Genomic DNA, 12,711 nt, shown 5'->3' on the forward strand with positions numbered 1-12,711 from the left:
GTAACGCGACTGAAACCACGCCGCCGACATGTCGATGGAATCCCGGTGCACGATCGGTGCGATCGCGTCGAAGAACGCCAGCGCGTTCTCGTCGGTGAGCTCACGGATGGCGTCTGCCAGCGGCGCCGAGGTCAGAGGCCCGGTCGCGACGATGACGTTGCGCCAGTCCGCAGGCGGCAGGCCGCCGATTTCAGCGCGCCGGATTTCAATCAGGGGGTGGTCGTGGAGGGCCCTGGTGACGGCGGCAGAAAATCCGTCACGGTCCACCGCCAGGGCGCCGCCGGCGGGGACTTGGTTGGCATCGGCCGCACGCATGATCAGCGAGCCCAGCCGGCGCATTTCGGCGTGCAGCAAGCCGACGGCATTGTTGGCGGCATCGTCCGAGCGAAACGAATTGGAGCACACGAGTTCGGCGAGGCCGTCGGTGCGATGGGCCTCGGTCATCCGATCGGGGCGCATTTCGTGCAGGACCACGCGAATTCCGGCATTGGCGACCTGCCACGCCGCCTCCGAGCCGGCGAGACCGGCGCCGACGATGTGCACGGATTCAGAAGGAGATTGGGTGCCTGTCATGGGCACTGAACTAGCGCGTTTCCGCGCGCAGTGGAATGCGCGTGAGGCTTTGGATACGACAACGCCCGCAACTCGGCGGGCGCTATCCGTTCTTCAGTCGGCTGAAGCTGTTTCAGCCGTTATAGGTGCCGGCTGCAACGCGCGGAATGTCCGAGCGATCAAGGCCGATATCGGCCAGTTCGCGATCGCTGAGTTGGGACAATTCGCTGACATTGCGCTGATAGTCCCGGAACGCCTGGATCATGCGGAAGAGCGAGAGCAACATGGGTAGTCTCCTTGTAAGTCCGATTCAGCTCTTGGAGGGAAGCCTCGTCGTTGAAATGAATGTAGAGCAATCTTTCGGTTCCGGAAGTTCAAATGGTGCGATGCAGCTAATCATAAAATGCATGGCAGTTTAAAGAGACGGTTAACCCTTCAACGCAACTACCGACGAAGCCAGAAAAATCGACCCCATCCGCGGTACAATCCGAGAAAAATGCCTTTACAATGACGGTAAAGTCACAATACCGCGGCATCTTTCGCTGTTGAAGAAATGGCAATTCCAAGACCTCAAATCAAGAGCGCGAAGCCAAGACTGCCGTCCGCTGGCGCCGATTGGGAGTCATTTTGGTCCATTTCTCATGCATGATTCGCATGATCGTTGTCATAAGAGATGAATAAATTATCATTTCTTGGTGAATCCAGAACATATTTGGTCAAAAGATATCGCGATGCAGCATTCGGCCGCTTGTGGCGGTCGCGTTTGAGGGGGGCGATGCGTGCGATCTGGATTGGCCTTGGCCAATTCGGCTGGCAGCTTCGGCCGCTCGCTCCCCGCTTGTACCGCAAGCCCGGTTGCAATGACCGCGCCAATATCGGCGCGCAAACTTCGACGTGCCGATACAAACACGACGTCGAACAGCGCGAGCGCGAACAGGCCGCAGCAGGATTCGTTACCGACATGTAATGCGAGCGCTGCGTTGTGCATGAGCCATTGCGTTGCGCGCTCATCACATTTGCATCGCGCGAAATTCATTCCGCAAGTCTTCATCTTTCAGCGATCAATCGTCTCGCAGAATCCGGCAATGACGCCGGGTCTGCTCAATAAGAAATGGAAAGTAACATGATCAATAAGTTACTCGGAGCAGCCGCAATGGCTGCCGTTATCCTCGCAGTCGCACCTGCCTCCGCCGCGAAAATGGGCGGCTGCAGCGGCGATCATATGATGAAGACCGAATCGACGATCGACACCATGGCGGACGGTCCGAACCGCTCGACGGGGCAGAAGGAAATCGCGCTGGCGCAGACCGCGATGCTCGATGGCAAGATGGGCAATTGCGCGATGCATCTCCACAAGGCGATGGAAGCAAGCACGATGAAGTAAACCGCTCGCGAGGGCCGGTTGCATCGCGCGATCGGCCCTTCAGGCGACGAAATTCGAGGATCCTTGGAACACTCAGGGGGCGTGCGCGAGTTGGGTCGCGAAATAGGCGACGGTCCGGGCATAGACCTCGCTCTTGTTCCATTGCTGGAGCACCGCGAAATTGGCGCTGCCGGGCTCCCAGTCCTTGCCGCGCTGCCAGCCGTAGCTCGCAAGGTAATTGGCGGTCGATGCCAGCACGTCGGGTGGGCTGTGCAGGAGATCGCGCTTGCCATTGCCATCGAAATCGACGGCATATTTCAGATAGGACGACGGCATGAACTGGGTCTGGCCGATCTCGCCGGCCCAGGCGCCGCGCATCTCCGATGGCGCGAAGTCGCCGCGTTCGACCAGGCGCAGCGCGTCCATCAGTTCGGCGCGAAACGTATCGGCGCGGCGGCAATCATAGGCCAGCGTCGCCAGCGAGCGGATGGTCGGGAATTTCCCGGTGTTGACGCCGAAATCCGTCTCCAGACCCCAGATCGCGACCAGCACTTCGCCAGGAACGCCGTAACGTTCCTCGATGCGCCCGAGCACCGAGCCATATTGCTTCATCATGTTGCTGCCGCGGCCGAGGCGGGGCGGGACCATACGGCCGGAAAATTCCTCAAAGCTCTGGCTGAAGACCTTCTGCGAACGATCGCGCGACAGCACGCCTTGATCCGGCGTCACGCCGCTCAAGCCCGCGGCGATGGCGGGTTGGGAAATGCCCTTGGCGGCGGCCTCCGTCCTGAAATCGTCGAGCCAAGCCTGGAAGCTGCTGGTTCCGCAAGGCACCGCCGCCAGCGCCGGCATTGCCGGAAGCGCGAGCCCAAGGGTCACGACGGCGGCTCTGAAGAATAAAAGTGGGGTCATCGGGACTTTGGCTCCGAAAAGAATCACAAATGAAGACGTTTCCCCGACGGCCGCGAATGTCCTGACCAACCGCGGCTAAAACATGGCTGCCGATCGTCGGCTCCCGGGCCAGCAACGTACACAAAAAACCGCCGGTCGACGATCGACCGGCGGCCTGATTGCAATCGCTGGCTTATGAGGCCTATGCGCCGTCCTTGCGCCGCCAGGGAAACAGGTTGGCCGGGAAATCCGCCGCCGGTCGCCGCTCGCGGGGCGGGCGGGGCGGGATCGGCCGCGGATTCGGATCCGGCGCGACCACCTTGCGATAGAGATGCCAGGTGGCGTGGCCGAGCAGGGGGATGACCACGGCAAGGCCCAGGAACAGCGGCAAGGATCCCACCACCAGCAAGGCCGCGACGATCAAGCCCCAGGCCGCCATCGGAATGGGGTTCTTCGCCACCACCCGCAACGAGGTCACCATGGCCTCGCCGGCGCCGGCGTGGCGGTCGAGCATCAGGGGGAAGGAGACCACGCTGAGGCAGAGCGCGACCAGGGCGAACAGGAAGCCGACGCCGCAACCGACCACGATCAGCCACCACCCTTGAGACGTCGTCAGCACGCGCGTTGCGAAATCGGTCAATCCGGACGCGCCTTGATAGCCGAACACCGCGACATAGATCGCCTGCGCGGTGGCGACCCAGGTCACGAACAGCGCCAGCAGCAGCGTGCCGAGGCCGAGCATCGCGCCGAACGAAGGCGACCGCAGCACTTCCAGCGCGTCCCAGGCGGTCGCCTCTTGGCCGGCTTCGCGACGGCGGCTCAGTTCATAGAGGCCTAGCGCTGCGAACGGGCCCACCAGGGCAAAGCCTGCGGCCAGCGGAAACAATAGCGGCAGTACCGCATAACCGAACGCGGCGCGCGCCAGCACCAGGCCCAGCACCGGATAGATCACGCAGAGGATGATGGCGTGGCTCGGCACGGCCTTGAAATCTTCCCAGCCGAGCCGCAACGCATCGTGCAGATCGGACAGGCCGATGGTTCGGATGATGGGACCAGCCGCGTTGTCCTGCGCGGGCTGAGCCAGTGGCGTGACATTGCCGGGATAGGGTGTGGCCATGGTCGTTATCTCCCTTGCCGCGAGCCGCCGTATTGCACGCCATTCGAGGGCGCAAGCAGCGGCTCTTCGGAAACGATCACGATCGGGCCAGACGCGAAGACAGGAAACCGAAGCTGGCCATGTCGCGAACTGAACCGTCAGCGTACTCCCATTCACCCGCGTCGTCGCTCACGCTTCGGTGAATGCCGTTATGTCGCGGCATGGCCGCCTTCATGTCATTCTTCCGTCATTCCTGAAGCGCTAATCGGTTCCTGCCATTGCTTGCTGCAGCTGCGTCCTGCATTGGCAAGCCTGCTCGGGATGGTTAAACTTGTTAACGATCCGGTCCGCTGCTGCCGGTCGCCAGCCAACAGCGCCGCTCAAGCCTTCCACATCATCTGCAAATTCTTGGGAGCCAACGAGGAGCCAACGATGAGTATTTTCGGGAAAATCATGAGCGCGATCTTCGGCAGCAAGGCATCCGCCACGCCTGCGAGCGGCAGCGCACCGGCAACCGATGGGACCGCCGCAAGCCCGGCATCCGCGCCGGCGGCGCCGGCGCAATCCGTCGACGTCGCCCCCATCCTCGACAAGGCCGTCGCGGCCAAGAAGGAAAAACTGGAATGGCGGACCTCGATCGTCGACCTGATGAAGGCGCTCGACATCGATTCCAGCCTCACGGCGCGCAAGGAGCTGGCCCACGAACTCGGCTACACCGGCAACACCAACGACTCCGCGACCATGAACGTCTGGCTGCACCAGCAGGTGATGGCCAAGCTTGCCGCCAACGGCGGCAAGCTGCCTGCGGACGTCAAGTGGTAACGATCCAACCGGGTAATCCAGAAGGCCCGCGCCGACCGCGGGCCTTTTTGATTGCCGGCGATAGAACGGAAGCTTGACTTCCGAAATTACCCGACCATGTCGTCCAACTCCGGGTGCTTCTGCAGGTAATCCACGACGAAGCCGCAGCCGGCGATCACCTTCAGCCCTTCGGCGCGGATCAGCCGCAGCGCGCCTTCGACCAGTTCGGAGGCAATCCCGTGGCCGCGCAAACTGCGCGGCGTCTCGGTGTGGGTGATAATGACGGCCGAGGGTGTGCGCCGATAATTCGCAAACGCCAGTCCGCCTTCGGCGTCGAGTTCGTAGCGGGAGAGGGCTTTGTTGTCGCGGACGCCGCCTGTGGCCATGGCCCTGATTCCCGCCGATGAGTGTTTCCAACAGACATCTATGTCGGTGAACCCGTCGATGCAAATCGGCGACCAAGGGGAGGTTTTGGTCGCGGGAATTGGATAGATGCGCATTTTGGGCCGACTGATCGTTCCGCTGCTGGGTGCCGTGCTCGCCTTCGCGCATCCGCAGGCGGCGTCCGCGCAGGATGACCGGAACTGGCAGGCCTGTATCGGCCCGACCGCCACGCCGGACGAACGGGTAACGGCGTGTTCGGCCGTGATCGAGGCCAGGGTCGAGACCGGGCCGAAGCTTGCCGCCGCCTATTGCAGCCGCGGCCATGGCCTGACCGAACGGCGCGAACTGGATGCCGCGCTGGCCGATCTCGATCAGGCCATCAAGATCGATCCCGCCTTTGCTTGCGCCTATACCAACCGTGGCCGGGTCTACGCCTTCAAACACGACCTCGATCGCGCCATCGCCGACTATGACGAGGCGATCCGGATCAATCCCTCGTTCGCGCTCGCCTATAACAACCGCGGCGACGCCTGGCTCGGCAAGGGCGATGCCGAGCGCGCCATGGCCGATTTCGACAGCGCCATCAAATTCGACCCCAATCTGGCGATTGCCTATGGCAATCGCGGCTTCCTGCATTATCGCGGGCGCGCCATGGCCCATGCGATCGCCGACTACAGCATGCAGATCAAGCTCGCCCCCGACCTGATCGCCTTCATCAACCGCGGCAACGTCTACCGCGATACCGAACAACTCGACCTGGCGGCCGCCGACTATGCCGCGGCCATCAAACTGGCGCCGACCGATGCCCGAGGCTGGCGCAACCGCGGCTTGATCCGGCTGTTCCAGGGCGACAACAGGGGTGGCCTTTCCGACTACGACAAGGCGCTGCAATACGATCCCGCCGACGTCGATTCCTGGAACAATCGCGGCCAGGTCAAGCTGCGGCTCGGCGACAGGCAGGGCGCGATCGCCGATTTCCGCAAGGCATTGGAGCTCAAGCCGGATCTGCGCAACGCGCGCGAGGGCCTGGCCAAGCTCCGGGTCACGCAGTAGCCGCTTGCGGACGAGATTTCTCTCCCCTCGAAGAGCGGGGAGAGGTACCCGAACTCTACGCCTCGAGCAGGTCGGCATAATCAGGATGCTTCTCGATATAGGCCTTCACGAACGGGCACTGCGCGATCACCTTCAATCCGTCCGCGCGCACTTGGTCGAGCGCGCCCTTGATCAGTTGCGAGCCGACGCCTTTGCCGCCGAGTTCCGGCGGCACTTCGGTATGGATGAAGGTGATGACGCCGTCGGCGACGCTGTAATAGGTGGCGGCGAGGTGGCCGTCGACGATGAGTTCGTAGCGGTGTTGTGCTTTGTTGTTGACGATTTCGTTCATGACATCTGCTCCCCGGATATCGACGTTCAATTCTTCAGGGAGTCGGCGAGCATGGCGCGGATCGACCAAGGCTCGCCGTCGCTGGCGCCGGAGATATCGTCGATCTTCCATAGGCCGTCATCCCTGGCGAAGCTATAGCGGATCGTGTCGTCGATGGCCTTGGCGCGCGGCGTGTTGCCTTTGATGGTGACGGCGATCACGGCCTTGTCGGCCTCCTGCTTCTCGGCCACCGCACTGAACGATTTCACGTCCGGTTCCTGCGAATTGGTGACTGGATCGAAATCGACCGGTCCGACGTCGCCCTTCGGCGTGTGGGCGTCGGCCTTGGCCCACAGCGCAACCAGCGCCTTCGACAGATATTTTGCCTTGGCGGCCTTGGTCTCGATGACGAAGCCGCCGCCGGTGTCGCCCTTGCCCTTGGCGGCACGGGCATAGATCGCATTGACGATGGCGAGCGGGTCGTTCGCGGTTGGCGGCGCGGCGAGCGCGGGGTGGATGATGGCTGCTGCCAGTAGGGTCATTGCGTTGTTCAACATTAGTGTGCGGCGAGAGATCATGGGATTCCTCAAATCGATCATGCTCCTTTTATAGACCAGCGGTCGGCTCTCGCGGTGGAATTCATTTTTCAACCTGCGGCGAACCTGATCGGAACTGGCGCCGACCAATGCCGATGGCGTTTCGCAAAGCCCTGTTGATCATTGCTGCTATTCTGACCGCCGGGAACGCACCGGCGCAGGAGGCGAACTCACCGTTCGATCCCGCATAATATACGTTGTAAGTGCACCTTAATGGGCCTAGCCACCACAACATCGCGGGGCATGCGACGGGACCTTCAGAAAGCGCTCCGTTTGAAATGCCGCGCCGTCCCATCGGTAGAGCTTCAGATCACGGAACCGTACCGAATATATCAGCCAGAGATCGCCAAGCCCTTTCGTTGCGGCGCAGTCAATGCTCGAAGGGCGAGCAGCCCCCACAACATGCGAATGAAAGCATCCGCATATTCTCGCGTCGGTACCTTGCAGCGACTCTGCGATCCCCTTGATTGCGGCATCCCTGATCCGGAATGAAAGGGGGGTGTTCTCCCTGCTCGACGTGCCGGCCACCGACAGCAGAGTGAAGCGCCTGAAATCCCGACGCAGCAGCAGGCCCGAGGCCTCTCGCGGGAGCGCGGCGCCGGCATGGATCACCAGATATTCGATTTCAGCGGTCGGAAGCAGGTACATACGCCGGCCTCCGGCCCGATCTCACAATCCGCACGCTGGCGTGATCCATGGTTGAACGCCGGATTCACTAGCAACCGCAGAATATCAGCCTGATGATCGCCAGGAAGAAGTCCTTCTCGCCGCCCGTTATCAGGTTTATCAGCGCGTTGATGATCTGGATGATATCGTCGATTACAGTATCGCCGCCGACGACATCCCCTCCGGTAACGCCGCCGCCCTTGGGGGCACTGCCGCTTCTCAGGGCATTTACAAGGTCGTCAATGTTACCTTTGCCGACGGAAAAAACCGTGTCCTGATTTGCCTTGGCATACGCGACAGCGAACGTCGCCAGTTCCAGCACCTTCGCGTTGGCTTCCATATCCAGGGCGACAAATGCAAGGCTGTGTTTCAGCAGTTGACTGAGCGCAGCGACTTTTTGTCGTTCGAGTTCTGCCTTCAGCCGCGCGAGTTCATCGTCCGGCTTTGGTCCCTCAGCGCCGGCAGGCTTTCCGGTCTCGTTGGCCATTGCGATATCCTCCGGATGGATTGTCCAGGTCGATAGCGCGTCACCCGCCTCGGCGTGATGGCCGAGGTAAAGGCTTGAGTTGATCCTAGTTGAGTTGCATATCATTTACAATCTCTAGGTTTGTCGGAGCGGGGTACAAATCACGACGAAGCCGTTCGAGGTCGGGATGCCCCAGCGCAGGTGTTTGCGGTGCACTTGCGGGGCGCGGCCGGATGGCGATAAACAGGACGGGAAGTCGCCGAGGGCCAACCCAAGCGCCCGATCACGTCCAAGAGGAAACACCCATGAAGCTCGTACTGACCCTGCTCGGCGTCGTCCTGCTCGTTGTTGCCGCCGTCTATTTCCTGGTGCCCGCCGATCAGCTGCCGGGCTTCTTTCCCGGGCATGAGGATGGCGTGGCGCGGATGCATTACAAGCACGGCATCGTCTCGGGCGTGGCCGGCGTGGTGTTGCTGGCCGCCGGGGTCTGGACGGGGCGCCGGTAGGGCGGTGAGCGGGCCCGTGACATCAGCCGCGCCACCGGGCGGCCTGACACGGATGTCGCATCGGGTGATGAATCTGGCGCATCTCGCGACCCAAAATGCGCGCCGGCACGGCGACCGCCCGGGTTTGGTCTGGGGCGATCGCTCCTGGACCTGGCGTGATATCGACGCGGCCGTCTCGGCGTTGGCCGCGGCACTTGCCGCGCGCGGCATCGCCAAGGGCGACCGCATCCTCGTCCACTCCAAGAATTGCGACGAGATGTTTTTCTCGATGTTTGCCGCCTTCCGATTGGGTGCGGTCTGGGTGCCGACCAATTTCCGCCTGATGCCGGACGAGGTCGCCTGGCTCGCCACCGCCTCCGGCGCTAAGGCGTTTCTGTGCCACGGTGATTTCCCGGATCATGCGGCAACCGTTGCCGCAGCGAGCCCGGCGCTCGCCTTCATTTGGCGGATCGGCGAGGGCGCGCTCGGCGAGACATCTCTGCGCGAGGCAATCGCGGCTCATTCGGGCGCGAAGGTCGAGAACGTCGCGGTCGACTACGACGATCCCTGCTGGTTCTTCTTCACCTCCGGCACCACCGGCCGCTCCAAGGCCGCCGTGCTGACCCATGGCCAGATGGCCTATGTGGTGACCAATCACCTCGCCGACCTCATGCCCGGCACCACCGAGAACGATGCTTCGCTGGTGGTCGCGCCGTTGTCGCATGGCGCCGGCGTGCATCAACTGGTGCAGGCCGCGCGCGGCGTGCCGACCATTTTGCTCTCCACCGAACGCTTCGACATCGACGAGGCGTTCCGGCTGATCGAGCGTCATCGCGTCACCAACATCTTCACGGTGCCGACCATCCTGAAGATGATGGTCGAGCATCCCGCCATCGACCGCTACGACCATTCCTCGCTCCGCTATGTGATCTATGCCGGCGCGCCGATGTATCGCGAGGACCAGAAGGCCGCGCTGAAAAAACTCGGTCCGGTGCTGGTGCAGTATTTTGGCCTTGGCGAGGTCACCGGCAACATCACCGTGCTGCCGCGCGAGCTGCACGATCCCGAGGACGGACCCCAGGCGCGGATCGGCTCTTGCGGCTTCGAGCGCACCGGCATGCAGGTCCAGATCCAGGGCGATGACGGACGCGAGCTGAAACCGTTCGAGACCGGCGAGATCTGCGTGATCGGCCCCGGCGTGTTCGCCGGCTACTATGACAATGCCGAAGCCAATGCAAAAGCGTTTCGCGACGGCTGGTTTCGCACCGGCGATCTCGGCCACATGGATGCGGAGGGTTTTGTCTATATCACCGGCCGCGCCTCCGACATGTACATCTCCGGCGGATCCAACATCTATCCGCGCGAGGTGGAGGAGAAGATCCTGACCCATCCTGGGATCGGCGAGGTCGCCGTACTCGGGGTGCCCGACCCGTTCTGGGGCGAAGTCGGAGTCGCCGTCTGCGTGCCGCGCGAGGGCGCCGATGCCGTGAGCGAGGCGGACATGGCCGCATTCCTGTCGCCGAAGGTGCCGCGCTACAAGATGCCAAAACGGTTCTTCTTCTGGGAGGCGCTGCCGAAGTCCGGTTATGGCAAGATTCCAAAACGGCTGGTGCGCGACGAGCTCGAGGCACGCGGGCTGCTCGATCTCAGCAACAAGCAGACGGGCTAGAAGATGCGCCGCATCGCCCAGCCCGGCCGTCCCGCGCCCGAGCGCATCCAGTGGGCGGAAGCGCGCGGCCGCGCGTTCTCCTTCATGCTGCAGGCCGGCCTGCCGCTGCTGGAAGCCGCGCGCCGCGGCTTTGCGGAGCAGGGATTTGCGAGCGGCGTGCTGAACATGCGGGAAGGGGCGCTCGGCCCGTTCGCCTATGTGATGCCGGCGCTGTCCGTGACCGGCGAGAACGCCGCGTTCTACAGCGAGACGTTTCGGCCAAAGGGCATCACCCGGCTGCGGACGGGCGCCATGACGTTGGGCCAGCGCGACCGCGTGCCGTTCTTCCATTGCCATGCCTTGTGGACGGAGCCTGACGGCCGGCCCAGCGGCGGTCATATCCTGCCGGAGGAGACCGTGGTCGCCGAGCCGTTCGAGGTCGACGCCTTCGGCCTCGATGGCGCGGTGTTTGCGGCCGAGCCCGACCCCGAGACCAATTTCAAATTGTTCGGCCCGATCCCGTCGAGGGCCACCGCAGCCAGCGCACCCAGCCGCGCCTACGCGCTGCGGCTGCGGCCGAACCAGGATTTTGCCACAGCGCTGGAAGTGTTCTGCCGGGAACGCGAGATCACACGGGCCCGCCTGCACGGCGGCGTCGGCAGCATCATCGGCGCGCGCTTTGTCGACGGCCGCATCGTCGACCCCTTTGCGACGGAGATGGCGGTGCGCTCGGGCGTGATCGTCTCGGATGCGAATGGTGCGCTTTCGGCCGATCTGGACGTGGCGCTGGTCGACTACACCGGCGTCGTCGCCATGGGCCGTCTCGTGCGCGGCGACAATCCCGTGCTGATGACGATGGAGCTGGTACTGGAAGTCGAGGGCGAGGGGCGTAGGGCACGGTAGCGAGGGCATATCGTCCCGTGCTCGCTGCACCACAAAGGCTCGTCGTCGCCCGACTTGATCGGGCGATCCAGTACGCCGCGGCTTGTCGGCTCGGTCACTCCGGCCTCTGGAATACTGGATCACCCGCTTTCGCGGGTGATGACAAGTGAGATCGTCATTGCGAGCGAAGCGAAGCAATCCATGGCGCAACAAGGCAAGTGTGGATTGCTTCGTCGCAAGGGCTCCTCGCAATGACGGCAAGACACACCACCGCGGTCTCGCCGCATGCGTTTGCGCGAGGTATTCATTTATCTCTCGCCCTTCAATTAAAGGGCGCAGGGAATGCCGGGCGCTCGATGCACCCGCAGCCTCGCGTACGATAAAAAACAAAGTACACGAGCTTTAGCCACCACAGGTCACGCCGGGACAGCCCGGCATTCCCCACGCAATGGTTTTAACGGCTGCTACGTGCTCGCCCCGGTGCTTCGGGCTTGTTGGCCACCGTCGCTCGCGTGCCTTAACGCGAACTTGACACCAGCGTCGAGATGCCAGGCCCACACGTCTTTGCCGTCCGCCTCAGGCGCCCCCGTCAGAGGCGCCATTCGCGTCCACCGCATTCCCGCCCCGCGTTTCGTGACGTGCGCAACGCCCCTTTGATGGGACGGGATGGCGGCAATATAGGATAATCCGAATATTCGGCAAAGAAGAATATTTTTTCGATATGGACTTGACACGACGGGCAAATCAGTATGCGGCTTTGTTCGGAGGGTGCGGTATCAGCGAGAGGCGCCCAGCACCATCAGCGTCATTGCGAGCGCAAGCGAAGCAATCCACTCTTTCTTTGCGCGGCAAGATGGATTGCTTCGCTTCGCTCGCAATGACGTGCCGTCTGTCGTCAGGTCACCGCCCCCTACCGCCGCCGCTTGCGAACGTGAACGTTGATATCGAGATCGATATCGCTGACGCAGGTCTGCGCGGTGCGGTGCGAGCCGCCTTCATGCCACGGGCCGTCGCGTGCACTGGCGTCTCTCACATGTGCCAGTTTCAGGCAGCGCCATTGCGGCAGCCTGCCGCTGCTTTCGCCGGCGAACTGCCACGCCAGCACGACCTCCTCGCCGCTCTTGTTGATGCCGATGATGTGGGGACACAGTTCGCGGGGACGGCCGTCATAGCTGCACACGACCTGCCGCTCGCCCCGGATGGCGTTGCGGAACAGGGTATAGGTCGGGCTTCGCATCGGGCGGACCGGTTGCCATCTGGGATTGTGGACCAATTCTAGTATAAACAGCGGGTACGGTGTTGTTCCGCCGGGAGCGCGCATGGCTTCGCGACGAAATCGAACGATCAACCTGCCCGCGCCCTACCTCAGGCGCGTCTGGCTCGATCCCTCTGGTATCGCCGACCGCGCGGCCTATCCGTTCTGCCTGCCGTTCCTGCACGACGACTTCTCGCTGTCGTTCGACCGCGCCATCACGACAATCGTCGGCGAGAACGGCACCGGCAAGTCGACCTTGCTGG

At 62.7% G+C, this 12,711-nt stretch carries 18 protein-coding genes; 7 read left to right on the plus strand and 11 right to left on the minus strand.

Going from position 1 to position 12,711, the window contains the following annotated elements:
• The 3 genes from trmFO to VK804_RS15580 form a co-directional block, all read right to left on the minus strand.
• A partial coding sequence (gene trmFO, locus VK804_RS15570) for a methylenetetrahydrofolate--tRNA-(uracil(54)-C(5))-methyltransferase (FADH(2)-oxidizing) TrmFO (RefSeq protein WP_325371745.1) occupies window positions 1–573 on the minus strand: 573 nt, incomplete at its 3' end.
• 112 nt (window positions 574–685) lie between these two features.
• A complete protein-coding gene (locus VK804_RS15575; RefSeq protein ID WP_325371747.1) occupies window positions 686–838 on the minus strand; it encodes a DUF1127 domain-containing protein in 153 nt (50 codons plus the stop codon).
• Between the two features lie 399 nt (window positions 839–1,237).
• Complete coding sequence (locus tag VK804_RS15580; protein WP_325371749.1) at window positions 1,238–1,588, minus strand: hypothetical protein; 351 nt, start codon at window positions 1,586–1,588, stop codon at window positions 1,238–1,240.
• Between the two features lie 117 nt (window positions 1,589–1,705).
• Here VK804_RS15580 and VK804_RS15585 point away from each other — a divergent pair, with 117 nt between their 5' ends.
• Window positions 1,706–1,936: a hypothetical protein gene (locus VK804_RS15585; RefSeq protein ID WP_325371751.1), complete on the plus strand. Its 231-nt coding sequence runs from the start codon at window positions 1,706–1,708 to the stop codon at window positions 1,934–1,936.
• Window positions 1,937–2,008: 72 nt separating this feature from the next.
• On the opposite strand, the gene VK804_RS15590 is transcribed toward VK804_RS15585, so the two are convergent.
• The gene (locus tag VK804_RS15590) at window positions 2,009–2,767 is read right to left on the minus strand and encodes a lytic murein transglycosylase (protein ID WP_414642793.1); all 759 of its coding nucleotides are present in this window, start codon (window positions 2,765–2,767) and stop codon (window positions 2,009–2,011) included.
• Window positions 2,768–3,008: 241 nt separating this feature from the next.
• Window positions 3,009–3,923, minus strand: coding sequence for a DUF2189 domain-containing protein (locus VK804_RS15595; RefSeq protein WP_325371755.1), 915 nt, complete (start codon window positions 3,921–3,923; stop codon window positions 3,009–3,011).
• Between the two features lie 411 nt (window positions 3,924–4,334).
• Here VK804_RS15595 and VK804_RS15600 point away from each other — a divergent pair, with 411 nt between their 5' ends.
• A complete protein-coding gene (locus VK804_RS15600; protein ID WP_325371757.1) occupies window positions 4,335–4,724 on the plus strand; it encodes a DUF3597 domain-containing protein in 390 nt (129 codons plus the stop codon).
• An 86-nt stretch (window positions 4,725–4,810) separates the two neighbouring features.
• On the opposite strand, the gene VK804_RS15605 is transcribed toward VK804_RS15600, so the two are convergent.
• Window positions 4,811–5,089, minus strand: coding sequence for a GNAT family N-acetyltransferase (locus tag VK804_RS15605; RefSeq protein WP_325371759.1), 279 nt, complete (start codon window positions 5,087–5,089; stop codon window positions 4,811–4,813).
• A 106-nt stretch (window positions 5,090–5,195) separates the two neighbouring features.
• Between VK804_RS15605 and VK804_RS15610 the strand changes: the two genes are divergently transcribed.
• Entirely contained in the window at window positions 5,196–6,140 is a 945-nt protein-coding gene (locus VK804_RS15610) for a tetratricopeptide repeat protein (RefSeq protein ID WP_325371761.1), read from the plus strand.
• A gap of 55 nt (window positions 6,141–6,195) precedes the next feature.
• Here the strand turns inward: VK804_RS15610 and VK804_RS15615 are convergent, their stop codons facing one another.
• The 4 genes from VK804_RS15615 to VK804_RS15630 form a co-directional block, all read right to left on the minus strand.
• Entirely contained in the window at window positions 6,196–6,471 is a 276-nt protein-coding gene (locus VK804_RS15615; RefSeq protein ID WP_325371763.1) for a GNAT family N-acetyltransferase, read from the minus strand.
• A 26-nt stretch (window positions 6,472–6,497) separates the two neighbouring features.
• Complete coding sequence (locus tag VK804_RS15620) at window positions 6,498–7,028, minus strand: DUF3828 domain-containing protein (RefSeq protein ID WP_325371765.1); 531 nt, start codon at window positions 7,026–7,028, stop codon at window positions 6,498–6,500.
• Between the two features lie 237 nt (window positions 7,029–7,265).
• Window positions 7,266–7,694: a Mov34/MPN/PAD-1 family protein gene (locus tag VK804_RS15625; RefSeq protein WP_325371767.1), complete on the minus strand. Its 429-nt coding sequence runs from the start codon at window positions 7,692–7,694 to the stop codon at window positions 7,266–7,268.
• A 67-nt stretch (window positions 7,695–7,761) separates the two neighbouring features.
• Complete coding sequence (locus VK804_RS15630) at window positions 7,762–8,199, minus strand: hypothetical protein (RefSeq protein ID WP_325371769.1); 438 nt, start codon at window positions 8,197–8,199, stop codon at window positions 7,762–7,764.
• 284 nt (window positions 8,200–8,483) lie between these two features.
• Here VK804_RS15630 and VK804_RS15635 point away from each other — a divergent pair, with 284 nt between their 5' ends.
• The 3 genes from VK804_RS15635 to VK804_RS15645 are packed head-to-tail and all read left to right on the plus strand — an operon-like array spanning window position 8,484 to window position 11,214.
• Window positions 8,484–8,684, plus strand: coding sequence for a hypothetical protein (locus tag VK804_RS15635; RefSeq protein ID WP_325371771.1), 201 nt, complete (start codon window positions 8,484–8,486; stop codon window positions 8,682–8,684).
• Window positions 8,685–8,700: 16 nt separating this feature from the next.
• Window positions 8,701–10,332, plus strand: coding sequence for an acyl-CoA synthetase (locus VK804_RS15640; protein ID WP_325371773.1), 1,632 nt, complete (start codon window positions 8,701–8,703; stop codon window positions 10,330–10,332).
• 3 nt (window positions 10,333–10,335) lie between these two features.
• Window positions 10,336–11,214, plus strand: coding sequence for a PCC domain-containing protein (locus tag VK804_RS15645; protein ID WP_325371775.1), 879 nt, complete (start codon window positions 10,336–10,338; stop codon window positions 11,212–11,214).
• 889 nt (window positions 11,215–12,103) lie between these two features.
• Here the strand turns inward: VK804_RS15645 and VK804_RS15650 are convergent.
• Complete coding sequence (locus VK804_RS15650; RefSeq protein WP_325371777.1) at window positions 12,104–12,430, minus strand: hypothetical protein; 327 nt, start codon at window positions 12,428–12,430, stop codon at window positions 12,104–12,106.
• Window positions 12,431–12,512: 82 nt separating this feature from the next.
• On the opposite strand from VK804_RS15650, the gene VK804_RS15655 reads away from it, so the two are divergent.
• Window positions 12,513–12,711 (plus strand): AAA family ATPase (locus tag VK804_RS15655; protein WP_414642792.1); only part of this gene is annotated, 199 nt, incomplete at its 3' end.

This window comes from Bradyrhizobium sp. (assembly GCF_035484855.1).
GTDB lineage: Bacteria > Pseudomonadota > Alphaproteobacteria > Rhizobiales > Xanthobacteraceae > Bradyrhizobium.

Coding starts and splice junctions, on each gene's coding strand:
- VK804_RS15575 (WP_325371747.1), bottom strand. CDS start 838: ATGTTGCTCTCGCTCTTCCGCATGATCCAGGCGTTCCGGGACTATCAG.
- VK804_RS15580 (WP_325371749.1), bottom strand. CDS start 1,588: ATGAATTTCGCGCGATGCAAATGTGATGAGCGCGCAACGCAATGGCTC.
- VK804_RS15585 (WP_325371751.1), top strand. CDS start 1,706: ATGGCTGCCGTTATCCTCGCAGTCGCACCTGCCTCCGCCGCGAAAATG.
- VK804_RS15590 (WP_414642793.1), bottom strand. CDS start 2,767: ATGCCGGCGCTGGCGGCGGTGCCTTGCGGAACCAGCAGCTTCCAGGCT.
- VK804_RS15595 (WP_325371755.1), bottom strand. CDS start 3,923: ATGGCCACACCCTATCCCGGCAATGTCACGCCACTGGCTCAGCCCGCG.
- VK804_RS15600 (WP_325371757.1), top strand. CDS start 4,335: ATGAGTATTTTCGGGAAAATCATGAGCGCGATCTTCGGCAGCAAGGCA.
- VK804_RS15605 (WP_325371759.1), bottom strand. CDS start 5,089: ATGGCCACAGGCGGCGTCCGCGACAACAAAGCCCTCTCCCGCTACGAA.
- VK804_RS15610 (WP_325371761.1), top strand. CDS start 5,196: ATGCGCATTTTGGGCCGACTGATCGTTCCGCTGCTGGGTGCCGTGCTC.
- VK804_RS15615 (WP_325371763.1), bottom strand. CDS start 6,471: ATGAACGAAATCGTCAACAACAAAGCACAACACCGCTACGAACTCATC.
- VK804_RS15620 (WP_325371765.1), bottom strand. CDS start 7,028: ATGATCTCTCGCCGCACACTAATGTTGAACAACGCAATGACCCTACTG.
- VK804_RS15625 (WP_325371767.1), bottom strand. CDS start 7,694: ATGTACCTGCTTCCGACCGCTGAAATCGAATATCTGGTGATCCATGCC.
- VK804_RS15630 (WP_325371769.1), bottom strand. CDS start 8,199: ATGGCCAACGAGACCGGAAAGCCTGCCGGCGCTGAGGGACCAAAGCCG.
- VK804_RS15635 (WP_325371771.1), top strand. CDS start 8,484: ATGAAGCTCGTACTGACCCTGCTCGGCGTCGTCCTGCTCGTTGTTGCC.
- VK804_RS15645 (WP_325371775.1), top strand. CDS start 10,336: ATGCGCCGCATCGCCCAGCCCGGCCGTCCCGCGCCCGAGCGCATCCAG.
- VK804_RS15650 (WP_325371777.1), bottom strand. CDS start 12,430: ATGCGAAGCCCGACCTATACCCTGTTCCGCAACGCCATCCGGGGCGAG.